Origin of the sequence: Pseudotabrizicola alkalilacus, assembly GCF_003443995.1 — a bacterium.
GTDB classification, from domain to species: Bacteria; Pseudomonadota; Alphaproteobacteria; order Rhodobacterales; family Rhodobacteraceae; genus Pseudotabrizicola; species Pseudotabrizicola alkalilacus.
Window position 1 is genome coordinate 23,514 of the sequence record NZ_QWEY01000019.1, and the last position, 21,723, is coordinate 45,236.

The 21,723-nt window shown below is 65.5% G+C and carries 26 protein-coding genes and 1 riboswitch; of the genes, 10 read left to right on the forward strand and 16 right to left on the reverse strand.

Annotation, left to right across the window (positions count from 1 at the left end; all coding sequences use genetic code 11):
• Positions 1-25: 25 nt before the first annotated feature.
• The gene (locus tag D1012_RS21100) at positions 26-1,108 is read left to right on the forward strand and encodes an ABC transporter ATP-binding protein (protein ID WP_118156106.1); all 1,083 of its coding nucleotides are present in this window, start codon (positions 26-28) and stop codon (positions 1,106-1,108) included.
• Positions 1,109-1,129: 21 nt separating this feature from the next.
• Here the strand turns inward: D1012_RS21100 and D1012_RS21105 are convergent, their stop codons facing one another.
• From D1012_RS21105 to D1012_RS21135, 7 genes are all read right to left on the reverse strand, one after another.
• Positions 1,130-1,747, reverse strand: a complete 618-nt coding sequence (locus D1012_RS21105) for a TetR/AcrR family transcriptional regulator (RefSeq protein WP_118156129.1) — start codon at positions 1,745-1,747, stop codon at positions 1,130-1,132.
• Positions 1,748-1,817: 70 nt separating this feature from the next.
• Positions 1,818-3,065, reverse strand: a complete 1,248-nt coding sequence (locus D1012_RS21110; protein WP_118156107.1) for a mandelate racemase/muconate lactonizing enzyme family protein — start codon at positions 3,063-3,065, stop codon at positions 1,818-1,820.
• A gap of 140 nt (positions 3,066-3,205) precedes the next feature.
• A complete protein-coding gene (locus D1012_RS21115) occupies positions 3,206-4,429 on the reverse strand; it encodes a TCR/Tet family MFS transporter (RefSeq protein ID WP_118156108.1) in 1,224 nt (407 codons plus the stop codon).
• Positions 4,426-5,148 carry an alpha/beta fold hydrolase gene (locus D1012_RS21120; protein ID WP_118156109.1) on the reverse strand — a complete coding sequence of 241 codons (723 nt, stop codon included), beginning with the start codon at positions 5,146-5,148 and terminating at the stop codon, positions 4,426-4,428. The genes D1012_RS21115 and D1012_RS21120 overlap by 4 nt, the downstream gene beginning before the upstream one ends.
• The gene (gene pcaD / locus D1012_RS21125) at positions 5,141-5,926 is read right to left on the reverse strand and encodes a 3-oxoadipate enol-lactonase (protein WP_118156110.1); all 786 of its coding nucleotides are present in this window, start codon (positions 5,924-5,926) and stop codon (positions 5,141-5,143) included. Before pcaD ends, D1012_RS21120 begins: the two co-directional genes overlap by 8 nt.
• A gap of 3 nt (positions 5,927-5,929) precedes the next feature.
• Complete coding sequence (locus D1012_RS21130) at positions 5,930-6,886, reverse strand: threonine ammonia-lyase (protein WP_118156111.1); 957 nt, start codon at positions 6,884-6,886, stop codon at positions 5,930-5,932.
• Positions 6,883-7,707 (reverse strand): alpha/beta fold hydrolase, encoded by an 825-nt coding sequence (locus D1012_RS21135; RefSeq protein ID WP_118156130.1) that lies wholly within the window; start codon positions 7,705-7,707, stop codon positions 6,883-6,885. Before D1012_RS21135 ends, D1012_RS21130 begins: the two co-directional genes overlap by 4 nt.
• A 275-nt stretch (positions 7,708-7,982) precedes the next feature.
• Between D1012_RS21135 and D1012_RS21140 the strand changes: the two genes are divergently transcribed.
• From D1012_RS21140 to D1012_RS21150, 3 genes are all read left to right on the forward strand, one after another.
• A complete protein-coding gene (locus D1012_RS21140; protein WP_118156112.1) occupies positions 7,983-9,767 on the forward strand; it encodes an ABC transporter transmembrane domain-containing protein in 1,785 nt (594 codons plus the stop codon).
• Positions 9,768-10,123: 356 nt separating this feature from the next.
• Positions 10,124-12,013, forward strand: a complete 1,890-nt coding sequence (locus tag D1012_RS21145; RefSeq protein ID WP_118156113.1) for an acyl-CoA synthetase — start codon at positions 10,124-10,126, stop codon at positions 12,011-12,013.
• 198 nt (positions 12,014-12,211) lie between these two features.
• A complete protein-coding gene (locus tag D1012_RS21150; protein WP_118156114.1) occupies positions 12,212-12,913 on the forward strand; it encodes a sulfotransferase family 2 domain-containing protein in 702 nt (233 codons plus the stop codon).
• A 57-nt stretch (positions 12,914-12,970) separates the two neighbouring features.
• Here the strand turns inward: D1012_RS21150 and D1012_RS21155 are convergent, their stop codons facing one another.
• Positions 12,971-13,870 carry a DMT family transporter gene (locus D1012_RS21155; protein WP_233517227.1) on the reverse strand — a complete coding sequence of 300 codons (900 nt, stop codon included), beginning with the start codon at positions 13,868-13,870 and terminating at the stop codon, positions 12,971-12,973.
• A gap of 122 nt (positions 13,871-13,992) precedes the next feature.
• On the opposite strand from D1012_RS21155, the gene D1012_RS21160 reads away from it, so the two are divergent.
• Entirely contained in the window at positions 13,993-14,571 is a 579-nt protein-coding gene (locus D1012_RS21160) for a bifunctional transcriptional activator/DNA repair enzyme AdaA (protein ID WP_118156115.1), read from the forward strand.
• A 174-nt stretch (positions 14,572-14,745) separates the two neighbouring features.
• On the opposite strand, the gene D1012_RS21165 is transcribed toward D1012_RS21160, so the two are convergent.
• Positions 14,746-15,435, reverse strand: a complete 690-nt coding sequence (locus D1012_RS21165; RefSeq protein WP_199489598.1) for an EI24 domain-containing protein — start codon at positions 15,433-15,435, stop codon at positions 14,746-14,748.
• Between the two features lie 4 nt (positions 15,436-15,439).
• Positions 15,440-16,012, reverse strand: coding sequence for a nitroreductase family protein (locus D1012_RS21170; RefSeq protein WP_118156117.1), 573 nt, complete (start codon positions 16,010-16,012; stop codon positions 15,440-15,442).
• A 120-nt stretch (positions 16,013-16,132) separates the two neighbouring features.
• On the opposite strand from D1012_RS21170, the gene D1012_RS21175 reads away from it, so the two are divergent.
• Positions 16,133-16,387 carry a DUF167 domain-containing protein gene (locus tag D1012_RS21175; protein ID WP_118156118.1) on the forward strand — a complete coding sequence of 85 codons (255 nt, stop codon included), beginning with the start codon at positions 16,133-16,135 and terminating at the stop codon, positions 16,385-16,387.
• A gap of 24 nt (positions 16,388-16,411) precedes the next feature.
• Positions 16,412-16,849 (forward strand): DMT family transporter, encoded by a 438-nt coding sequence (locus tag D1012_RS21180; protein ID WP_118156119.1) that lies wholly within the window; start codon positions 16,412-16,414, stop codon positions 16,847-16,849.
• A gap of 4 nt (positions 16,850-16,853) precedes the next feature.
• Here D1012_RS21180 and D1012_RS21185 read toward each other — a convergent pair whose 3' ends face one another.
• The gene (locus tag D1012_RS21185) at positions 16,854-17,096 is read right to left on the reverse strand and encodes a DUF8831 family protein (protein WP_118156120.1); all 243 of its coding nucleotides are present in this window, start codon (positions 17,094-17,096) and stop codon (positions 16,854-16,856) included.
• Positions 17,097-17,241: 145 nt separating this feature from the next.
• Between D1012_RS21185 and D1012_RS21190 the strand changes: the two genes are divergently transcribed.
• From D1012_RS21190 to D1012_RS21200, 3 genes are all read left to right on the forward strand, one after another.
• Positions 17,242-17,967, forward strand: coding sequence for a M48 family metallopeptidase (locus tag D1012_RS21190; protein WP_199489595.1), 726 nt, complete (start codon positions 17,242-17,244; stop codon positions 17,965-17,967).
• 86 nt (positions 17,968-18,053) lie between these two features.
• Positions 18,054-18,311, forward strand: a complete 258-nt coding sequence (locus D1012_RS21195; RefSeq protein WP_118156121.1) for a DUF6455 family protein — start codon at positions 18,054-18,056, stop codon at positions 18,309-18,311.
• 49 nt (positions 18,312-18,360) lie between these two features.
• Positions 18,361-18,726 carry a YigZ family protein gene (locus D1012_RS21200; RefSeq protein WP_118156122.1) on the forward strand — a complete coding sequence of 122 codons (366 nt, stop codon included), beginning with the start codon at positions 18,361-18,363 and terminating at the stop codon, positions 18,724-18,726.
• 9 nt (positions 18,727-18,735) lie between these two features.
• Here D1012_RS21200 and D1012_RS21205 read toward each other — a convergent pair whose 3' ends face one another.
• The 5 genes from D1012_RS21205 to D1012_RS21225 form a co-directional block, all read right to left on the reverse strand.
• The gene (locus D1012_RS21205) at positions 18,736-19,092 is read right to left on the reverse strand and encodes a thiol-disulfide oxidoreductase DCC family protein (RefSeq protein ID WP_118156123.1); all 357 of its coding nucleotides are present in this window, start codon (positions 19,090-19,092) and stop codon (positions 18,736-18,738) included.
• A 90-nt stretch (positions 19,093-19,182) separates the two neighbouring features.
• Positions 19,183-19,674, reverse strand: coding sequence for a 6,7-dimethyl-8-ribityllumazine synthase (locus D1012_RS21210; RefSeq protein ID WP_118156133.1), 492 nt, complete (start codon positions 19,672-19,674; stop codon positions 19,183-19,185).
• Between the two features lie 69 nt (positions 19,675-19,743).
• Positions 19,744-19,882, reverse strand: a riboswitch (FMN riboswitch).
• Between the two features lie 111 nt (positions 19,883-19,993).
• Positions 19,994-20,686 (reverse strand): phosphate regulon transcriptional regulator PhoB, encoded by a 693-nt coding sequence (phoB, locus tag D1012_RS21215; protein WP_118156124.1) that lies wholly within the window; start codon positions 20,684-20,686, stop codon positions 19,994-19,996.
• 7 nt (positions 20,687-20,693) lie between these two features.
• Positions 20,694-21,416: a phosphate signaling complex protein PhoU gene (gene phoU, locus D1012_RS21220; RefSeq protein WP_118156134.1), complete on the reverse strand. Its 723-nt coding sequence runs from the start codon at positions 21,414-21,416 to the stop codon at positions 20,694-20,696.
• Positions 21,417-21,422: 6 nt separating this feature from the next.
• Positions 21,423-21,723 (reverse strand): phosphate ABC transporter ATP-binding protein (locus D1012_RS21225; protein ID WP_435530939.1); only part of this gene is annotated, 301 nt, incomplete at its 5' end.

Genomic DNA, 21,723 nt, shown 5'->3' on the forward strand with positions numbered 1-21,723 from the left:
TTTTGTCACAGGGAAGGGGGCACAGATGGCCACAATCACGCTGGAGAAACTCGCCAAAAGCTATGGCGCGGTGCAGACCATTCACGGCATCGACCTTGCCATTGGCGATGGCGAATTCGTCGCATTGGTCGGGCCGTCCGGCTGCGGCAAGTCCACGCTGTTGCGGATGATCGCGGGGCTGGAAGAGGTCAGCGGCGGGCGGCTGTCAATCGGTGACAAGGTGGTGAACGCGGTGGAGCCGCGCGACCGCGATGTGGCGATGGTGTTTCAGGATTACGCGCTGTACCCGCATATGACGGTCGAGCAGAACATCGGTTTCGGGTTGAAAATGCGCAAAACCGACGCTGCCGACATCGCCGCCCGCGTGGCCGAGGCGGCGCAGATCCTGCAGATCGAACCCCTGCTGCAACGCCGCCCGGCCGAGCTGTCGGGCGGTCAGCGCCAGCGGGTCGCCATGGGCCGCGCCATCGTGCGCCGCCCGTCGGCCTTTCTGTTCGACGAGCCGCTGTCGAACCTCGACGCCAAGCTGCGGGTGGAAATGCGCACCGAAATCAAGCGCCTGCACGGGCTGTTGGGCCGGACCACGGTTTACGTGACCCATGATCAGGTCGAAGCCCTGACACTGGCCGACCGTGTGGTGATCCTGAAAGACGGGCGCATCATGCAAGAGGGGCCGCCGCTGACGCTGTATGAACAACCGGCCAATCTGTTCGTCGCCGAATTCATCGGCTCGCCGCAGATGAACATGTTCGCGGGCACCATCGCGGGCGATGGCCAGCCCGGCATCCAGCTTGACGGCTTTCGCCTGCCGCTGTCGGCGCAGGCAGCGCCGGGCACCAAGGTCAAACTCGGCGCGCGGCCCGAGGCGATCTTGCTGGCCGGGTCCGATACCCCCGATCTGGTGACCAAGGTCGAGGTGTTCGAGCCGCTGGGCTCAGACACCATGGTGTCGTGCCGCATCGCGGGCACCATGGCCGTGGTGCGGCTGTCGCCCGAGGTTCCGGTCGCGCGCGGCATGGAGCTGGCCCTGCGCTTTGACCGCCGCAAACTGCACCTGTTCGACGCGACCTCGGGCAACCGGATCGCGTCAGAGCCGCACAGCGCCTGATGCAAGGTGCCGCCGGGGCCGTCAGGGCCCCGGTGTCGCCCCGGCGGTGACATTGCCCAGCACCACTGCGATCATCTGTTCGATCCGCTCCACCGGCACGCCGGAAATGCGCTTTTCTAGACCCAGGAGCACGATGCCATGGACGGAGGAAAACAGCGCCCGCGTCATCAGGTCAATCTGCCCCGGCGTCCAGTCGGGAAAGATCCGCCGTAGGGGCGCCGAGATCAGCGCAAACAGTGCGCCCAGTTCGGCCAGATACCACTCTGGCACCGGCGAGTCGGAGGCCATTTCCAGATCAAACAGCGCCCGCCAGACCTTGGTATTGCTGGCGGCAAATTGCAGATAGGCCTGTGACATGGTGATCAGACAGTCGCGCGGCGCCAGATCACGCCCGGCGATGGACGCGGTCACCGCCTCGCCCAGCCGCCGAAAGGTGCGGCCGTTGACCGCCATCACCAGCTGGTTCAGATCGGCAAAGACGTTGTAGATCGCCCCCACCGAACAGCCGACATCCGACGCCAGATCGCGCGCCTTCAGCGCCGCCAGCCCTTGCGTCGCGATCACCCGCTCGGCCTGATCGGTCAGGCGGGTGCGCAGATCCTCGCGCCGCAGATCGGTCTTGCTTGGCGCTTTCGCCATATCCCACTCCATGAACTTTGTTCATGAATAACCGTGGATCATGACAAGCGCAAATCAAGTCTCTGAAAACTCAGGTCTTGTGCGGCAGGCTTGACGGCGCGCCGCCCTCGAAGCGGTTGCCATTGGTGTAATCACAGGGCGCCTCCTGCATCTGCAGATGCAATGCGCTGCCGGTATAGGGATGGGCGCGCGCCACGTCCTCGTCAAAGTCGATCCCCAGACCGGGGGCGTCGGGCGGCAGGATATAGCCGTTTTCCCAGACAATCGAATTGCGGATCAGCTGCTGGTGGAACGCCCCGCCGGTTTCGATGGTCTCGGCCATCAACAGGTTGGGGATGGATGCCGCCAGATGCACATTCGCCGCCCATTCGACCGGACCGGCATACAGATGCGGGGCCATCTCGGCGTTGAAAACCTCGGCCATGGCGCTGATCTTTTTCGCCTCCCAGATGCCGCCCACGCGCCCCAGCGCCGGTTGCAGGATCTTGACCCCGCCATGGCGCAACAGCGCGCCGAATTCCGCCTTGGTGGTCAGCCGCTCGCCTGTCGCCAAGGGAATCCGCACGCCTCGCGCCACTTCGGCAAATTCCAGCAGATTGTCCGGCGGGATCGGCTCCTCATACCAGAGCGGATTGTACGGCTCCAGTTCGCGCCCCAGCCGGATCGCCCCGGCGGTGGTGAACTGGCCGTGGGTGCCAAACAGCAGATCCACCCGGTCGCCGACCGCATCCCGGATCGCCCGGCAGAACGCGACCGAGCGCGAGATGTCAGACAGCGCAGGCTGATGCCCACCCCTTATGGTATAGGGCCCGGCAGGATCGAACTTTACCGCCGTGAACCCCATCTCCATGAATCGCACCGCAGCGCCGGCTGCGGCATCGGGATCGACCCAGAACTCGGGATCGACGTGGCCCGGTTCGGGGTAAAGATAGGTATAGCTGCGGATGCGGTCGTTGATCTTGCCGCCCAACAGCGCCCAGACCGGGCGGTTGCGGGCCTTGCCCAGAATGTCCCAGCAGGCGATCTCCAGCCCCGAAAACGCGCCCATCACCGTGGGATCAGGGCGTTGGGTGAAGCCTGCGGAATAGGCGCGGCGGAACATCAGCTCGATGTTTTCGGGGTTTTCCCCCTCCATATGGCGCGCGAACACATCCTCGATCACCGCGATCATGGCTTTAGGGCCGACGGTGGAGGCGTAGCATTCGCCGTAGCCCACAATGCCGCAGGCGGTGGTCAGCTTGGGAAAGATCCAGTAACGCCCACCCCAGCCCGGAAACGGCGGGGCCACGACAAAGATTTCAAGGTTTGCGAGTTTCATGCCAGCGGCCCTCTTGCGGCAAGCGCCGGGGGACGTCGCGTCCCCCGGACCCCCTGCGGAGTATTTCCCAAGCAGCAACCTAAAGCGGGTTGCGCGGCAACGCAAAGGCGTCTGCGACATGACGTGCCGTAAACGGGCGATCAGGCGGGCTGTCTGTGGCCAATGCGCGGGCCAAGCACGTGCAGCGCAAGGCAGGCCAGCATCATCGCCGCCGCCAGCAGGAACGGCGCGCCGGGGGCATGGACGGGGGCACCGGGCGCGGTAAAGGTGCTGAAGGTGGCGGTCATGATCAGGGGCGAGGTGATCATGGCAATGGCGTTGAGGCTGGCGAGCACGCCCTGCACCTCGCCTTGCGCATCCGCCGGGGCGGCGCGGCTGGCGATGGCCTGCAGCGCCGGGGTGACCGCCCCACCCAGCGCGGTCACCGGCGTCAGGGCAAGGGCGATCACAGGCGAGGTCACAAGGCCCAGCCCGGTCAGGGTGATCACATCGACCCACATGCCATACTGCGCGGCGCGGTGTTCGCCCCAGCGGCGGATCATCGGCCCGACCAGCAGCGCCTGACCCAGCGCATAGCTGATGCCATAGACCGCGAGCGAGACGCCGACCATCTGCGTGCTCCAGCCAAAGCGCGCCTGCCCGTAATAGGCCCAGATCGCCGGATAGACGTTCATCGCAATGCCGAGGATCAGGAAACAGGCCAGCGTCAGCCGCAGGCCGGGCAGGCGGCTGACCGCGCGCAGCGCGCCGAGCGGGTTGGCCCGGTGGAGGCTGAAGGGGCGGCGGGTGGCGTCGGTCACGGTTTCGGGCAGGATGAGGAAGCCAAAGATCAGGTTGGCAAAGGCCAGCGCCGCTGCGGCATAGAACGGCGCGCGGATATCCACCGCCGCCAGCAGCCCGCCGATCAGCGGGCCCAGCACAAAGCCCACGCCAAAGCCCGCGCCGATCAGGCCAAAGCGTGCGCCGCGCTGATCAGGCGGGGTGATGTCGGCGATAAAGGCGGTGGCGGTGGAATACGTGGCCGCCGTGATCCCCGCCACCATCCGTGCGATCAGCAACAGCCAGATCGTCGGCGCTACTGCCATCACCAGATAATCGAGCCCCATCACCAAGAGCGACAACAGCAGCACCGGGCGGCGGCCAAAGCGATCCGACAGAGAGCCGAGGATCGGGCCGAACAGGAACTGCATCACCGCAAACGAGGTCGCCAGCACACCGCCCCACAGGGCGGCATGCGCCAGATCCTCCCCGGTCACCGCGCGGATCAGGTCGGGCATCACCGGAAAGATCAGCCCGATCCCGATGGCATCCAGCGTCACCGTGGTGAGGATGAAGGTCAGCGCAAGCTTTGGCGTGGGGGTCACTGTGCGCTCCCGCTTTCCGCAATCTCATGCAGCCGATCTGCCAGCGCCTCGGGGCAGGCGAAGAACGGCGAATGCGAGGCGGGCAGGATGCTGCGGTGCGCGGGGGGTACGCTTTGCGCCATCGCCTCCTGATATTCGGGCGGAATGGCGCGGTCGTCGGTGCAGCGAATGTAGTGCCGGGGCAGGGACTGGCTGCGGGGGGTCAGTGTCAGCGCGGTTTCCTGCGGCACAATCGGCTGCGGCGTCAGGCACAGCGACGCCAGAACCTGCGCCGCCCGGTCACAGTCATGATAAAACAGCGAATCGACCTGCGCGGGGTCAAAGCTGAAGACGCCTTGCCCCTTGTCGACCCGGATCGCGGGAGCGAGTGGCTGGCGCGGGCCAGCGCGCCGCATGTCGCCCAAAGTCATGCCCGACACCGGCGCATAGGCGCACAGATAGACCAGTGCCGCGATATGGGTCGGGTCCGCTTCGGCGGCGGCAGTGATCGGATAGCCCGCCATCGAATGTCCGACCACGATCGTCGGCCCGGTCAGTGCGCCGCAGATCGCGTTTGCGTAGCTGTCCAGAGTGACGGCACGCGCCGGGGTCTGGTCGCGGCCATGGCCGGGCAGGTCGATGGCGCGGGCACGGTGGCCCAGCGCCTCCAGCGCCGGAATCACCCGGTGCCAGCACCACGCGCCATGGCAAGAGCCGTGGATCAGCAGAAACTCAGACATGGCCGATGCTCTCCAGAAAGCCGCGCAAGGCGTCTGTATAGGCATCGGGCTGTTCTACCATCGGCAGATGCCCGGCCCCCCGGATCAGCTGGAACCGGCTGCCGAGGATCAGATCGGCGGTTTCCTTGACCAGATCTGGCGGGGTCGACCCGTCACGCAAGCCTGCAATCGCCAGAGTCGGCAGGGTCAGCCCGGCGGTCGGGGTATAGAAATCGGTGCCCGCAATCGCGGCGGCCGCGCCCATCCAGCCCTCGGGCGGGGTGGCCAACAGCATCGCGCGCATCTGCGGCAGCTCGGGCAACTCACGCCAGTTGCGGCCAAACCAGCGCTCCAGCGTGGCATCGGCAATCGCCTCCAGCCCGCCCGCGCGCACCGCCTCGATCCGGGTCTGCCATTGCGAGGCGATCCCGATCCGTGCGGCACTGTTCGACAGCACCATCCCGCGCACCAGATCGAGCCGCTTCACCGCCAGCCCCTGCGCGATCATGCCGCCAACCGACAGGCCCACCACCACGGCGTCGCGCAGCCCGGCCTGCGCCATCACCCGCTCGACATCATGGATCAGCGCGCCCATGGCGTAGGGACCGGGCGGCACATCCGACAAACCATGCCCGCGCATATCCATGCGCAGGATGCGGTGCCCCGGCAGCCGCGCCACCACGCCATCCCACAGCCGCAGGTTGGTGCCCAGCGCATGCAGCAGCACCAGTGGCGGCGCGCCTTCCGGCCCGGAGAGTTCAACATTCAGCCGCAGATCGGGGAAAAACATCCGCGCCATGGCTCAGCCAAACCGCGCCAGCGCGTCCCGGAACAGCGCGGGGTCGGCATTGCCGCCACTGGCGACGCAGATCACCGGGTCCGTGGTGTCGGCAAACAGCGCCGCCGCCAGCGCGACCGCCCCCCCCGGTTCCAGCACGATCCGCAGATGGGTGAAGGCGAGCGCCACCGCCTGCAACGCCTGATCATCGGTCACCGCGATCCCCGGCCCGGCCAGCCGTTGCAAGACGGGGAATGTCAGCTCCCCCGGCGCAGGCGTCAGGATGGCATCACAGACTGAGCCGCTGGTCTGCGCATTGCGCAACCGCTCGCCTGCGAGCAGCGACCGTGCCATGTCGTCAAACCCCACCGGCTCCACCGTGCGCAGCCGCAGGCCGGGCGCGCGCGCCTCCAGCGCCAGCGCGATCCCCGCCGACAGCCCGCCGCCACCGCAACAGACCAGCACATCGGCAGTCTCCACCCCCGCGTCATGCGCCTGTGCGGCAATCTCCAGCCCCACCGTGCCTTGCCCCGCGATCACCTGAGCCTCATCAAACGGCTTGATCAGCACCAGCCCGCGCGTCGCACAGAGCGCCGCGCCCAAAGCATCGCGATCCTCGGTCGCGCGGTCATAAAGTACCACCTCGGCCCCATAGGCCCTTGTGTTGGCGATCTTCACCTCCGGCGCATCCGCGGGCATCACCACCACCGCCGTCAGACCATGGCGCGCGGCGGCCAAGGCCACGCCCTGGCCGTGATTGCCCGACGAATAGGCCAGCACGCCACGCGTGCCCGCAGGCAGCGCCGAGACCGCCGACCACGCCCCGCGAAACTTGAACGAGCCTGTGACCTGAAGGCATTCCGCCTTGACAAACACCCGCTTGCCAAAGGCCGCATCCAGCAGCGGCGCGTTCAACAGCGGCGTCAGGCGCGCCTGCCCCGCCAGCCGCCCCGCCGCTGCCTCGATCATCGCAAAATTCATGCGCAGGCCCTCAGGAAATCATTGATCACCGCCACCGCCTCCGGCTCATCCAGAAATGGAATATGCGCCCGGTCCGGCACTTCGGCAAAAATCATGTCCGGGCGGCGGCGGCGCATCTCTGCCGTGGTCTGCACCGACAAAAGGTCCGAGTTCGCCCCCCGGATCAGCGCCAGCGGTAGCCCGGCACAGGCATCGAACAGCGGCCACAGGTCCACCGCAGGCCCCTCGAACGCCGCCAGAAACGCTTCGCGCAAGGCAGGGTCATAGGTGATCCGCAACCCCTCCGGTGTGTCCCGGTAGTGAAGCTGTGCCTCTTCCAGCCAGCGGCTGGCGGGCACGTTGGCGAAGCCGGGCATCACCCATGGCAGCGCCGCCGCCAGCACCGCATGGCTCTTTGCCGAAGGATTGCGCCCGACATAGTCGGAAATCCGCTCCAGCCCCGGCTTGTGAATTTCCGGCCCGACATCATTCAGCAGCAACCCCAGCAAACGCGGCTTGGCCAGCGCCGCGAGCATCATCCCGATCAGCCCGCCGCGCGAGGTGCCGATCACCGCCGCCGCCTCGACCCCAAGATGATCCAGCAGCGCCAGCGCATCGCCCGCCTCCACCGGCACGGTGTAGCTGTCCGCCCCGGTCCAGGCACTTTCCCCGCGCCCGCGGTAATCCATCCGGATCACCCGGCAGGGCGGCAGATGCGGCAGCATATAGTCAAAGTCTTGCATGGTCCGGGTCAGGCCGGGCAGGCACAGCACGGGCAAACCTTCGCCCCGGTCATCATAAGCCAGCCTTGCCCCATCCGGCGCGGTAAAAAACTCGGTCATCGGCAGGTTCCTTGATCCATCCGAGGCAGCGTGCATCCAGCCCGCCCCGCAGGTAAAGCCCAAGCGCGCCTGCGCCGCAATATGCCATCCGCTCTTCAGACCTGTCACGCCCCGCATTGCTGCTTTGAAAATACTCCCGCGCGGAGCGCTCCGCGGACACCACCCACTGTGCCGCCCGAAATCCTGTCCCCCGGTAAAACCGGGGCGCGGCAATTGCGGCGCTTGCCCCGGTGGTCATGGTTGCCTAAACCCGTGGCGCAACAAGGCAGGACGATATGGCACGCACACCGACAGTGACCGAGGACCGCGCGAAATCGAAACAGGTCAGCGCCCTTGCCGGGCTCGTGCCCTTCCTCATGCCCTATCGCCGGCTTCTGGTGCTGGCGCTTCTGGCGCTGATCCTGACCGCCGCCGTCAGTCTGGTGCTGCCGCTTGCCGTGCGCCGGGTGGTCGACAACTTCAACGCCGATGTCGTTATCCTGGACCAGTATTTCGGCGCGGCCATTGTCATCGCTGGTCTTTTCGCCTTTGGCTCCGGCATGCGCTACTACCTCGTCACCCGGCTGGGCGAGCGGGTGGTGGCCGACATCCGCCGCGCGCTGTTCGACCGGGTGCTGGGCCTGTCGCCTGCGTTCTTCGAGCGGATCATGACCGGCGAGGTGCTCAGCCGCATCACCACCGACACCACGCTGATCCTGTCGCTGATCGGCTCCTCGGTCTCGATCGCGCTGCGCAACAGCCTGATTCTTCTGGGTGGGCTGGTGCTGATGCTGCTGACCTCGGCCAAGCTGGCGGGCCTTGTGCTGCTGATCGTGCCGGTGGTTGTGGTTCCCATCATCATCCTTGGCCGCCGGTTGCGCAAACTGGGGCGCAAAAATCAGGACTGGATCGCCAGCTCCTCCGGCTCCGCCTCCGAAGCGCTGTCGTCGGTCCAGACCGTGCAGGCCTTTACCCATGAGGCCCAGACCCGAGCCGCCTTTGCCGACGTCACCGAAAAAAGCTTTGCCTCCGCCCGCACCCGGATCGGCACCCGCGCTGTGCTGACGATCTTTGTGATCTTCCTCGTGTTCACCGGCATCGTCGGCGTCCTGTGGATGGGCGCGCGCGATGTGCGGGCCGGGGCGATGACGGCGGGAGAGCTGATCCAGTTCGTGATCTACGCCATCATGGTCGCAGGGTCCGTCGGCGCATTGTCGGAGATCTGGGGCGAGCTGCAACGCGCTGCCGGGGCCACCGAACGCCTTGTGGAACTGCTGCACGCCACCGACCCTGTGAAAGACCCCGCCCAGCCCAAAACCCTGCCCAGCCCGGTAAAGGGCGACATCCGGTTCGATGCCGTCACCTTCCGCTACCCCGCCCGGCCCGACACCTCGGCGCTCGATGGCATCAGCCTGCACGTCCGCCCCGGCGAAACCGTGGCGTTGGTCGGCCCCTCGGGCGCGGGCAAGACCACGATTCTGCAACTCCTGCTGCGGTTCTACGATCCGCAGCAGGGCGCGGTGCTGCTCGACGGCATCGACCTGCGCGACCTTGACCGCACCGATTTCCGCCGCGCGCTGTCGCTGGTGCCGCAAGACCCGGTGATCTTTGCCAGCTCGGCGCGCGAAAACATCCGCTTCGGCCGCATTGACGCCACCGATGCGCAGGTCGAAGCCGCCGCTCGCGCCGCCGCCGCGCATCTGTTCATCGAGGCGCTGCCGCAGGGCTATGACACCTATCTGGGCGAGCGCGGCGTCATGCTGTCGGGCGGTCAGAAACAGCGCATCGCCATCGCCCGCGCCATCCTGCGCGACGCGCCCGTGCTGCTGCTGGACGAAGCAACATCGGCGCTGGACGCCGAATCCGAACGCCTCGTGCAATCCGCCGTGGAAACCCTGGCGCAGGGCCGCACCACCCTTGTCGTCGCCCACCGCCTCGCCACCGTGAAACGCGCCGACCGCATCGTGGTGTTCGATCAGGGCCGCATCGTGGCGCAAGGCAAGCATGATGATCTGGTGGCCGAAGGCGGTCTTTACGCCCGTCTTGCCCGGCTGCAGTTCACCGATGGCACGGCCAGCTAGCGGCCCAACTGTCGCTTTTTGAGTATTTTTAAAGCAGCAAATCCAGGTCGTGCGCCAGTTTTGCTGCTTGACCAAATACTCCCGCCGGAGGCATCTGCCCGTTGTGCGGGGGGGAAACGCGGCCCGCTTTTTCCCGCAGCCAGCGCCTCGCCGTCCCTGTGCTTTGATCTGCAACACGCCTGAGACCGCGCAAATGGCCCTGAGGTCCATCTTTTGGATAGTGTGCGCCCCGGTCTGACGTTGCGTTGTCCGGCGCGCCCGCCGCTTGGCAAACGCTGCGTTTGCACACATTGTGTAACGCAGGGATAACAGGCCCCCCATCAACGGGGCCGCAGGGGACGACTGGGGAGGATAGAATGGTAAAATTCGTCACGCGTGAAGATATCGCAGCGACCGAGGCCGAAATGTCATGGGCCGACCGCCCGGTGGCGCGCACGATGCATGAGTTCATCTCTGCCGCCAAAGCCGCGCATGGCGCGCGGCCGGCTGTCAGCTATCAGCTGCTGTCGGGGGCCGACACCCGGCGCGACAGCCTGACCTGGGCCGAGCTTCACGCCCAGACCACCCAGGCCGCGAACCTGTTCCGCAGCCTTGGCGTCGGCGAGAAAGATGTGGTCGCCTATGTCCTGCCAAATGCGCTGGAAACCGTGGTCACGCTGATCGGCGGCGCGGTTGCGGGCATCGTCAACCCGATCAATCCGCTGCTGGAGCCCGAACAGATCAGCGCCATCCTGCGCGAGACCAAGGCCAAGGTCGTGGTCACGCTCAAACCTTTCCCCAAGACCGACCTTGCGCAAAAGGTGGCGCAGGCGGTACGCCATGCGCCCTCGGTGAAAACCGTGCTGGAGGTCGATCTGGTCCGCTACCTGTCGGGCGCCAAGAAATACATCGTGCCGCTGATCCGGCCGAAAAACCCGACCCACCACACCGCCAATGTGAAATCCTTTGCCGCCGAACTCGCCCGCCAGCCCTCGGACCGGCTGTCCTTTGCCGATGAGCCGCGTGACCGGGTGGCGGCCTATTTCCACACCGGCGGCACCACCGGCATGCCAAAGGTGGCGCAGCACAAGGTGTCGGGCATGGTCTACAACGGCTGGCTGGGCCAGCAGCTCTTGTTCAAACCCGATGATGTGGTGATGTGCCCCTTGCCGCTGTTCCACGTCTTTGCCGCCTATCCGATCCTGATGAGCATGATCGCCTCGGGCGCGCATGTGGTGTTCCCCACCCCCGCAGGCTATCGCGGCGAGGGCGTGTTCGACAACTTCTGGAAACTGATCGCGCGCTACAAGGCCACCTACATGATCACGGTGCCCACCGCGCTGTCGGCCCTGATGCAGCGCCCGGTGGATGCCGACATCTCGTCCTTGCGCAGCGCGTTTTCCGGCTCCTCGCCGCTGCCGATCGAGCTGTACAACCGGTTCAAAAAGGAAACCGGCATCGACATCGTCGAAGGCTACGGGCTGACCGAATGCACCTGCCTTGTGTCGATCAACCCGCCTGATGGCATCAAGAAGATCGGCTCGGTCGGGATGCCGTTCCCCTACAGCCATGTCCGCATCCTGCACAAGAACGGTGACGGTTTCCGCGAATGCGGCGTGGACGAGGTGGGCGAGATCTGTGTCGCCAACCCCGGCGTGTTCGAAGGCTCGACCTATACCGAAGTCGACAAGAACAAGGATCTGTTTGCCGAAGGCCGCTTCCTGCGCACCGGCGATCTGGGCCGGATTGATGCCGATGGCTATCTGTTCATCACCGGCCGCGCCAAGGATCTGATCATCCGCGGCGGCCACAACATCGACCCCGCCATCATCGAAGAGGCGCTGATGGGGCATGAGGCCGTTGCCGTGGTCGGTGCCATCGGCCAGCCCGACGCCCATTCGGGCGAACTGCCCGCCGCCTATGTCGAACTGGTCAAGGGCGCCACCGCGACCGTGGCCGACCTGTTGGACTATGCGACAAAGCACATCCACGAACGCGCCGCCCAGCCCAAGCATATCGAGATCCTGCCAGAAGTGCCGAAAACCGCCGTGGGCAAGGTGTTCAAACCCGACCTGCGCCGGATGGCGATCACCCGCGTCTACAATGCCGCACTGGAAAAGGCCGGCATCCCCGCTTCTGTGGCAATGGTGGCCGAAGACAAGAAACGCGGTCTGGTCGCCAGACTCGTCAAAACCGGCGAGGTGGACGATGCAAAAGTCACCGAAACCCTCGGCGGCTTCACAAACCCCTGGGAATGGGCGGCCTGACCGGCCCACCACACCGGCGCGCTCAGCAAGGGCGCGCCGGTATTTGATCCTGCCTGTTGCAGCCATCCGGCACCAGACACGCACTGAGCCGCATCGGGCCGGTCAGGCGTTAGGCGCTTGACCCCTGGGAAAGATCAGGCGACATATCCAATTCATTACCTACGAAATTGAGTGTGTCGGAACAGAGTGAGAGCGCGCATGCACATTTTTCTGCATATACCGAAATGTGGCGGGTCGACCATTCGTCAACTGTATTATCAGGCCTTTGAACGCGTTCTGCTTGTGCAGGCCAATGGTGATATTGACAGTTCGGCGTTCCCCGCACTGCCCGATCTCAATGCCTACGACGCCGTGATCGGCCACCTGCAAGTGCGGCACATGATCCAGCATCCCGGCGTTATGGCCCTTGATCCGGTTCTTCACAGCGTCATCCGTGATCCCATCGACCGGTTGATCAGTCTGTGGAACTTTATCCGCGTCTATCCCAGCCACAGGCTGCACGCCAAGGCAAAGCAGACAACGGGGGTTCAGTTCGTCATGTCACAGGCGCAGAACCAGCAAGCAGACTTTCTGGGGCTTGGTAAGCTGTTTGACAGCATTCCCGACATCATCGACCGGGTGACCTGTGTGCCTCTGGAACAGTCTGTCGACTATTTTTCCGCCTATTTTTCAGATCGTGTGCCGCCGACCACCGAACGCATCAAGATCACCAACACCACGCCGCAAAAGAAAGAATTCTCGATCAACCGCGACAGTTTTTCCAAAGCTCAGTTGTCCGAACTGCTGGACCGGCACGCGACAGATCTGGAGCTTCTGGCAAGCTGCCGGGCGGTTTACGACCGCACGCGCGAGACGATTGTGACGGCCCGCAAATCACCGCAAAGCTCACTCCGCGCTTAGACGGTCACGGTCCGGCGCGAAAACCCGCCACACCGTAGCCCCAGCGGCGCAGGGCCGCTACCGTCGCCATCGGTCCAGCACCCGGCCGTCGATGGCCAGAAGACCCGCGCCGATCAGCGCCAGCCCGGCGTAGTGACGCGCGGCAAGCACCTCACCCAGAAACAGCACCCCCAGCAGAATCGCACTGGCCGGAATAAGCAGGGTGACCAGCGCCGTGTTGACCGCGCCCGCCGAGGCCAGCAGCCGGAAAAAGATCACATAGGCCAGCGCGGTCGAGGCCAGCGCCAGCGCCAGCACCGCCAGCACCACCAGACCACCGGGCATGGCCAGGGTCCATGGCCGGTCCACCACCGCTGCCAGCGGGATCATCATCAGCGTCGTCGCCACCAGCTGGCCCAGCGCGACCTGCGCTGGCGAGAACCCCATCGACCGGAACCTGCGGCCATAGGTTCCGGCGAGCCCGTAAGACAGCGCCGCCCCCAGACAGGCCAGCATCCCCAGCAGCGCAAAGCCCTTGCCATCAACCAGCCCACCCCCCAGCAGCACAACCACTCCCAGAAAGCCAAATCCGATCCCGACCGCCTTGTTCAGCGCCATCCTTTCATCCGTCAGCAGGACATGCGCCGCGATGATGGCAAAGACCGGCGTGGTCGCGTTCAGGATCGATGCCAGACCGCTGGGAATCATGGTCTGCGCCCAGAACAGCAGGCTGAACGGCACCAGATTGTTCAAAAGCCCCATGATCAGGAACGCCGGGATGGCCCGGACCCGGAACGGCCAGCGCTCCCGGCCAAGGCGCAGAACAACGGCCAGCGCCATCGCGGCAAGGCCACAGCGGGCCAGAACCACGGTCAGCGGCGGCAGCTCCTTCACCGCAACGGCGGCAAAGAAAAACGCCCCGCCCCACAGAAAGGAGAGCAAAAGCAACAGCCCCCAGTCCCGAGTGCTCATCCGCATAAAATCCATCCTTGCATCCCTGACCGTGCAGTACCGTCTGGCGCACCCGCTGTCTGGCAGAATTCGGACCTCATCCCCGGCACGGCCTCGCCAAGGTGGCGCGGCGGGATTAGACTTGTCCCATGCTCGATTTCGACACCTGCAACGCCGCCCGCCTCCGACGTGACCCGTCTTTTGACGGCCTGTTTTTCACGGCGGTCCGCACCACCGGCATCTATTGCCGCCCGGTCTGCCCGGTAAAGCACCCGCTGACCCGCAATGTCAGCTACTACCCGACCGCCGCCGCCGCAGAACGCGCGGGCTATCGGCCCTGCCTGCGCTGTCGCCCGGAAACTGCGCCGTTCTGCCCGGCATGGCAGGGCACGAAAACCACGGTGGAACGCGCGCTGAAGATGATCGGCGAGGGGGCCCTTGACCGGGGCACGGTCGATGCACTGGCGGCACGCCTTGGCATCGGCAGCCGCCACCTTGCCCGGCTGTTCGAGCGTCATCTCGGGGCCTCGCCGGTCCAGACCGCCCAAACGCTGCGGATCGCCCGCGCCAAGCGGCTGCTGACCGACACCCCATTGCCGCTGAGCGACATCGCCTTTCAGGCCGGTTTCGGCAGCATCCGCAGCTTCAACGCGGCTTTTCTCAAACTCTACGGCCGCAGCCCCTCCAGCCTGCGCCCGCAAAAGCCCGCAGAGCGGCTCCGCCCCTGACCGACAAGCCGGACCGTCCTTTGCGGCTTTTCCTGTTCAAAAATATCCCGGGGGTCCGGGGGCTGGCCCCCGGTCCTGCCGCCTCAGCCGCGAAACTGTTAAGAACTGGTAAATTCCATCAGGCCAAGCTATTGATAATAAGCAATTTCCCTGTCTGTAACACAGGGGGAAGCCTCACCCCTGCCGGTTCAGCCGGTGGAACAGATGGGTGAATGTCGCCACCCCCAGCACCGGGATCAGCAGGTTGACCAGCGGCACCGACAAAGGCGCGGCCATCAGGGTTCCGGCCAGCCAGACCTTGCCCCAGTGCCGCTTGCGCAGCGCCTTGGCCCCGACCCGCCCCAGCCGCCGCATCGCCACCAGCGTAAAGTATTCCCGCCCCAGCAGCAGCCCGTTGACCGCCCAGAACACCACCGGAATGAACGGCCCGGCAAAGGCATACAGGATCAGCGCCAGCGCATTGACCGCGATCAGCAGGGCGGCAAAATTGGCCGCATCCACCAGCGCATCGCCCCAGCTCATGCGCGGCACCGGCGGCAGGGCGGGGTAATGCCGGTCCTCGACCGCCTGCGCCACGTCCTCCAGAAACAGCCCGGTAAAGGCCGAGGCCACCGGCATCATCAGAAACACCGACAGCCCGATCATCAGCAGGGCCGACCCCCAGGACAGCAACGTATCAAGACCGCCCACCGGCCCGACAAAGGGAATGTCGATTGCATCGGGCACGAAGGTCTGGATCACCGCCAGAAAACCCGCATAAACAGCCACCAGCAGGGCCAGCGACAGCAGCACCCCAATCGCCATCACCCGCCGGAACCGGCGGTCGCCCAGCTGCAAGACTGCCTTCAGGAAATCACCCAGAATCATCTCAGGCCCAGCTCACCAGCTTTGACAGATCAGGGCGCGGACGGTCCGGCGCCATCGGGGCAGGGGTGGCGATGTGGATGATCCCCGCCACCGTCTCGCCCTCGCCGCAGCCAAAGGCCTGCGCGCGAAAGGCGGCGTCATGCGACGGCCAGCCCGACAGCCAGCACGCGCCCCAGCCCGCCGCGGTGGCGGCATGGACCAGATTCATGCACAAGGCCCCCGCCGACAGCAGCTGTTCGGCCACCGGCACCTTTTCCGCCACCTTCGGCGACGAGATCACCACCACCGCCAGCTGCCCGCGATCAAACTGGCCCCGGCCTTTCTCGATCTTCTCGGCATCGCCGTCCAGCGCACGCGCCCGCGCCTCGGCCAGATCGGCCAGGCCCGCCATCGCTGCGCGGTCCAGCACGATCATCCGCCAGGGTTCCAGCTTGCCATGATCAGGCACGCGGGTGGCCAGGGACAGGATCTGCATCAGCTGATCGCGGTCCGGCACCGGCGCGGTAAAGGTCTTGGCCCCCGGCGAGCGGCGGGTGGCCAGATAGTCGAGCACGGCAGGGTTCGGGTCAGGCATCACACACTCCGGTCAGGGTCGGGGCCAAGCTATGCCGAAGGGCAGGGGATTTCCAGAGCGGGCAGGCGGTTGCATCCACCTGCGGGCTGCGCCAGAGTCCGGCGTAAAAGGGGCGCGGGCATGGCCAAGGGCGAGTGGGAAGATCTGGCGGTTCCGGGGGCAGAGTTCCGGGTGCGGGCCACGCCACGCGCCCGCCAGCCGGGGCTGACCCATGAAAGCGGCGTTTTTCGTATCAGCGTCACCGCCCCGGCGGATGAGGGCCGCGCCAATGCCGCCGTGGCCGAGGCATTGGCCCGCGCGCTTGGCGTGGCCAAAACCCGGCTGACCCTTGTGCGCGGGGCCACGTCGCGCGACAAGACGTTCCGTCTTGACTGACCCCCACCCGAAAGGCTTTGCCCCATGTCTCAGATCCCCGCACTTCTGACCATTCTTGTGGGCGGTATCGCCATTGCGGTGCAGGCCCCGCTGAACGGGGCCTTGGGGCGCACACTTGGGGCCGCTTTGCCAGCGGCGGCAGTGTCGTTTGCGGTGGGGTTCATCGCCCTCATGGTGCTGAGCTTTGCCACCGTGGGCAACCCGTTCGGCAGGTTGGGGGCGGTGCCGCTGTGGCAATGGGCGGGCGGGCTGCTCGGGGCCTATTACGTCTGGTCGGTGATCTGGGGCGTGCCGACACTGGGGGTGGTGACGGCGATGGCGGCGCTTATTCTGGGCCAGATGGCGGGCGCGCTGATGCTGGACGCGGTGGGCGCTTTTGGCGTGCCGGTGCAGCCGATCAGCCTGACCCGCATTCTTGCGGTGGTCATGGTCGCAGGCGGGCTGGTGCTGTCGCGGCTGTGAGCCGTCAGGTCTCTGGCGGCCGTTTCAGCCGGTAGCTGCCTTCGGGCAGGTCAAGCGCTGCGGCAAGGTCGGCCAGCTGCGCCATCGACAGGCTGATGCGGACCACATCGCCCGAGAGCGGGTCTTCCTGTTCCAGCACCACACATTCCTCGAACGCGAGGATGGTGACGTCTTCTTCCAGCGCTTCGGACCCCTCATCAATCAGGGTGATCACAGTCGCGTCGAAGTCGTGTTCGATGGTAAACATGGCCCCAGACTAGCCGCGCGGCAAGCCAGAGTGCAATGGCGATTCCAAATTGCGCGCAACTTGGCGTGAGCGGGCATGCGGGGCCTTTTGTCTGCGGGGGCACCTGCTATTCTGTGTGCAAAATCTATAAAAAATGAGGCGGCAGATGGGCTTTCGACGATCAGCGTGGGCGGCGGTGGCGGCGGTGGTGCTGGCTGCCTGTCAGCCGGTGAGCACTCCCGTCGCTGGTCCCGCCATTGCGGTGATGCCGCCGCCGTTGCCCGATGGCCCGCTGAGCGCAGAACAGGCGGCGCGCAATTTCGTCGCGGTGGTGGCGCGCGTGGAGCCGGTGGCCGAGGCGATGTGCCGCGAGCGCAATCCGGGCAGCAATTGTGATTTCCAGATCGTGGTCGATGACCGTCCGGGCCAGCCGCCCAATGCGTTTCAGACGCTGGACCGCGCGGGGCGCCCGATTGTCGGGTTCTCGCTGGCGCTGATCGCGGATGCGCGCAACGCGGATGAAATCGCCTTTGTCGTCGGGCACGAGACGGCGCATCACATTGCCGGTCATATCCCGCAGGTGCAACGCACCGCGACGACCGGGGCGGTGCTGGCCGGCGTGCTGGCGCAGGCCTCGGGGGCCACGCCCGAGGCAGTGCGGGCGGCGCAGCAGATGGGGGCCACGATGGGCGCGCGCACCTATGCCCGCGATTTCGAGCTGGAGGCTGATGCGCTGGGGGCCGAGATTGCCTTTCGGGCCGGGTTCGATCCGCTGCGGGGGGCCGCGTTCTTTGACCGGCTGCCCGATCCGGGCGATCAGTTTCTGGGCAGCCATCCGCCAAATGCGCAGCGCAAAGAGATCGTGCGCCGCGTGGTTGCCGGGCTGCGCTGATCCGGCAGCATCCCTTGATCTGGGTCAAGGCGGCGCGGGCGGGCAGGGCGCAGTCTGGCGTCACGTGCAAAACAACAGGTGGTGCGATGATTGGATATTCGGAAACCCCGCTTGCCTGGGGGCTGACGCGTGGCATGGCGCGGGTGCTGGGGGTCAATCTGGCCGCAGCGGTGGTCGAGGGCTGGCTGAGTCGCAAGGAATTGGGCCATCTGGTGGACCGCTGCGAGGCCTGTTCCCAAAAGGCCGCCTGCTCGGCCTGGCTGGCCACGGCGGCGGGTGGGCCGTGCCCGCCGGTGTTCTGCCCCAACAAATCCGCGCTTGAGGTGCTGTCGCTGCGGCATTGACCTTTGGGCCCGTCCCCGGCAGGTATCCGGGGACGGCAAAGGGGGATGAATGATCCGGCTGGAGAATGTGGTCAGCGACCGCGGCTCGCGCTATGCGGTGACCGGCGGCGCGGTTCAGGGTCGTGCCGGGGTGGATGCCTTTCTGCGCGAGGTGAAGCGCGAGAAAAAGTTTGCCAAGGCGACGCATAATTCCTGGGCGGTGATCCTGAGCGGTGAGGGGCCGGTCAAGAATGACGATGGTGAATCAGGGGCCGGGGCGGTCATTCTGAAAATGCTGGACCGGGAGGGGCTGACCGATTGTGTGGTGGTGGTCACCCGCTGGTATGGCGGCGTGCATCTGGGCGGCGACCGGTTTGCCCATGTCGTGACCTGTGTGCGGGCCTTTCTGGAGGCCTGGCGCAAGGGCAGTGGCTGAGGCGACGGCCTATCCCTGTCTGCGACGGTGCGCGCGGTACAGCAGCGGGGCAAGGATATGGTCATAGATCCGATCCGCCAGCCAATGCACCCCCGGCACCCCGGTCAGCCGCGCCAACCAGCGCAAATGCGGCATCTGCGCCCACAGCGCGCGAAAGGCTGCCAGTCCCGACAGCACCTGACCCTCATGCCAGACATGCAGCCGCCGTGTAGCATCCTCGGCACTCAGGCCCCAGTCGGCGGCGTGATCAAGCGTGTCAAACCGGATCGGCAGACCGTCGCGCAGGGCACGGCGCTGATAGGCCGAAATCTCGGCCCGGCAGATCGGGCAGGTCTGGTTGTAAAGTACGCGGGTCTGGTTTTCCATCGCTGTTAACCTAACGCAGGGTGCGGTTCCGGCCAGTGTGACAGCACAGCGCAGGGGCCGGGCGCGGTGTGATCGCGCCCGGCGTTGGTGTCAGGCGCTTTTGCGCGTGGCTTGCGCCGGGGCCAGCTGCGCGGTGAGCGTCAACACCTGACGCACCGCCTCAACCGCTTCGGCGCCTTTTTTCACGAAGTGATCGGCAAAAAATGCGGTCAGCACATCGGCGGGCTGATAATTGTGCGGCGTGAGCGAGACCGAAAACACCGGAATGCCTGTGGTCATCTGCGCCTGCATCAGCCCGTCGATCACGGCACCGGCCACGAAATCATGCCGGTAGATGCCACCATCGACCACAAAGGCGATGGCCACCACCGCATCATAGCGCCCGGTTTCCGCGAGCTTTTTCGCCAGAAGCGGCATCTCGAACGCGCCGGGCACGTCGAAGGTATCTACCTGCGCCTGCGGCAGCTGGGTTGCCGCCTCGGATACAAAGCTATCATGGGCGCGGTCCACGATGTCGCTGTGCCAGCGGGCGCGGATCACGGCGATACGGGCAGGAGAGGTGTAGGGGGAAGAGTTGGTCATTTTGGAACCTTTGCGTTGCTGCGTCAGGCCCCAGAGCATCAAACGGCAAGGCCCGCCAAGGCGGAGCCAGACCATTCTCTTTCATCCGGACTATACCGTCGGCCCCGGAGTTACACCGGATCTGCTGACCCAAGTGTCCCCAAAGGGACACGAAGCGCTCGCGGGCTATACCGCCGGTGGGGAATTGCGCCCCGCCCTGAGAACAGGGAATTGCTACGGCTTTTGCGGGCACAGGGCAAGACAGGATTCTGCACAGTGACTGCGCAGAATTTACCTGACGGCGATTACCGCCCCGTCGATCCCTGAAACGCCCATCCCATCAGCCCAGAGCGTAGCCTGCGCCGCGCACCGTGCGCAGAGGGTCCATGCCGCCGTTCTGCATCAGGGATTTGCGCAACCGGCCGATGTGGACGTCAACTGTGCGGCTGTCGACATAGATGTCGCGGCCCCAGACCCGGTCGAGCAGCTGTTCGCGCGACCAGACCCGGCCCGGCTTTTCCATAAAGGTCGAGAGCAGGCGGAATTCGGTCGGGCCGAGTTTCAGAACGGAATTGCCCCGGTAAACCCGGTGGGTTTCCGGATCGAGCCGGATGTCATCCCATTCCAGCACCACGCCGATGGACGATGGCCGCACCCGGCGCAACTGCACCCGCGCGCGGGCCATCAGTTCCAGCACCGAATAGGGCTTGATCACATAGTCATCGGCCCCGGTTTCCAGCCCGCGGATGCGGTCCACCTCTTCGGCGCGGGCCGAGAGCATGATGATCGGAATGCCCCGCGTTTCTGGCCGGATCTTCAGTCGACGACAGACCTCGATGCCCGACAGTTCCGGCATCATCCAGTCCAGGATGATGATATCGGGCGTGTCTTCATCGACCATCATCAGCGCGTCTTCGCCATTGGCGGCCTGAACCACACGAAAGCCTTCCGACTCCAGATTATAGGCCAGAACTTCGCGTTGCGCCGGTTCGTCTTCGACGAGCAGCACGACGGGTTGTGAGGTATGCGCCATATGTGCCTCAGACAGTCGAATTGGGGGTGTCGGTCAACGACGTGACATCGCTTTTGGGCCGGTCATCATCGGGCAGCGTGCCGGTGACCAGATAGATCACCTGTTCGGCAATCCCGGTGGCGTGGTCGCCGACCCGTTCGATGTTCTTGGCGATGAAATGCAGATGCATGCAGGCGGTGATGTTGCGCGGGTCTTCCATCATATGGGTCAGGAATTCGCGGAACACCGAATTGTACATCTGATCCACCTCGGCGTCGCGGCGGCGGACATCTTCGGCCAGTTTGGCATCGCGGGCGATATAGGCGTCGAGTGCGTCCTTGAGCAGACCGACAACCGAGCGCGCCATGCGCGAAATCGACCCGGCAGAGCCGTTGACCGGGCGCATCTGACCCAGCACCAGCGAGCGCTTGGCCAGGTTCTTGGCATAATCGCCCGAGCGTTCCAGCGAGCCCACGATGCGCATGACCGTCAGGACGGTGCGCAGATCGGTGGCGGTCGGGGCGTTCAGCGCGATGATGCGGGCGCATTCGGTGTGGATCAGGTCTTCGAGTTCGTCGATGGCCCGGTCCCCGGCGCGCACTTCGGCGGCCAGCGCGTCGTCGCGGGTTTCCAGCGCCGACGCGGCCTGCAAGAGGGCATGTTCAACCAGCCCCCCCATCTTCATCACAAGGGCCTGAACGCCTTCGAGATCGCGGTCAAAGGCCGTGCGGATATGTGGTTCCATGTTCATCATTCCTCAGCCAATCCGGCCACTGATATAGCTTTCCGTGCGCGGATCGACCGGGTTGGTAAAGATCGTGCCGGTTTCGCCGTATTCCACCAGATGGCCGAGGTGGAAAAAGGCCGTGCGTTGCGAGACGCGGGCGGCCTGCTGCATCGAGTGGGTCACGATCACCACCGAGAACTGGCTGCGCAGCTCGTCGATCAGCTCTTCGACCTGGGCGGTGGCGATCGGGTCCAGCGCCGAGCACGGCTCGTCCATCAGCAGCACCTCGGGCGAGGTGGCGATGGCGCGCGCGATGCACAGCCGCTGCTGC

Coding starts and splice junctions, on each gene's coding strand:
- D1012_RS21100 (WP_118156106.1), top strand. CDS start 26: ATGGCCACAATCACGCTGGAGAAACTCGCCAAAAGCTATGGCGCGGTG.
- D1012_RS21105 (WP_118156129.1), bottom strand. CDS start 1,747: ATGGCGAAAGCGCCAAGCAAGACCGATCTGCGGCGCGAGGATCTGCGC.
- D1012_RS21110 (WP_118156107.1), bottom strand. CDS start 3,065: ATGAAACTCGCAAACCTTGAAATCTTTGTCGTGGCCCCGCCGTTTCCG.
- D1012_RS21120 (WP_118156109.1), bottom strand. CDS start 5,148: ATGTCTGAGTTTCTGCTGATCCACGGCTCTTGCCATGGCGCGTGGTGC.
- pcaD (WP_118156110.1), bottom strand. CDS start 5,926: ATGGCGCGGATGTTTTTCCCCGATCTGCGGCTGAATGTTGAACTCTCC.
- D1012_RS21130 (WP_118156111.1), bottom strand. CDS start 6,886: ATGAATTTTGCGATGATCGAGGCAGCGGCGGGGCGGCTGGCGGGGCAG.
- D1012_RS21135 (WP_118156130.1), bottom strand. CDS start 7,707: ATGACCGAGTTTTTTACCGCGCCGGATGGGGCAAGGCTGGCTTATGAT.
- D1012_RS21140 (WP_118156112.1), top strand. CDS start 7,983: ATGGCACGCACACCGACAGTGACCGAGGACCGCGCGAAATCGAAACAG.
- D1012_RS21145 (WP_118156113.1), top strand. CDS start 10,124: ATGGTAAAATTCGTCACGCGTGAAGATATCGCAGCGACCGAGGCCGAA.
- D1012_RS21150 (WP_118156114.1), top strand. CDS start 12,212: ATGCACATTTTTCTGCATATACCGAAATGTGGCGGGTCGACCATTCGT.
- D1012_RS21155 (WP_233517227.1), bottom strand. CDS start 13,870: ATGCGGATGAGCACTCGGGACTGGGGGCTGTTGCTTTTGCTCTCCTTT.
- D1012_RS21160 (WP_118156115.1), top strand. CDS start 13,993: ATGCTCGATTTCGACACCTGCAACGCCGCCCGCCTCCGACGTGACCCG.
- D1012_RS21170 (WP_118156117.1), bottom strand. CDS start 16,012: ATGCCTGACCCGAACCCTGCCGTGCTCGACTATCTGGCCACCCGCCGC.
- D1012_RS21175 (WP_118156118.1), top strand. CDS start 16,133: ATGGCCAAGGGCGAGTGGGAAGATCTGGCGGTTCCGGGGGCAGAGTTC.
- D1012_RS21180 (WP_118156119.1), top strand. CDS start 16,412: ATGTCTCAGATCCCCGCACTTCTGACCATTCTTGTGGGCGGTATCGCC.
- D1012_RS21185 (WP_118156120.1), bottom strand. CDS start 17,096: ATGTTTACCATCGAACACGACTTCGACGCGACTGTGATCACCCTGATT.
- D1012_RS21190 (WP_199489595.1), top strand. CDS start 17,242: ATGGGCTTTCGACGATCAGCGTGGGCGGCGGTGGCGGCGGTGGTGCTG.
- D1012_RS21195 (WP_118156121.1), top strand. CDS start 18,054: ATGATTGGATATTCGGAAACCCCGCTTGCCTGGGGGCTGACGCGTGGC.
- D1012_RS21200 (WP_118156122.1), top strand. CDS start 18,361: ATGATCCGGCTGGAGAATGTGGTCAGCGACCGCGGCTCGCGCTATGCG.
- D1012_RS21205 (WP_118156123.1), bottom strand. CDS start 19,092: ATGGAAAACCAGACCCGCGTACTTTACAACCAGACCTGCCCGATCTGC.
- D1012_RS21210 (WP_118156133.1), bottom strand. CDS start 19,674: ATGACCAACTCTTCCCCCTACACCTCTCCTGCCCGTATCGCCGTGATC.
- phoB (WP_118156124.1), bottom strand. CDS start 20,686: ATGGCGCATACCTCACAACCCGTCGTGCTGCTCGTCGAAGACGAACCG.
- phoU (WP_118156134.1), bottom strand. CDS start 21,416: ATGAACATGGAACCACATATCCGCACGGCCTTTGACCGCGATCTCGAA.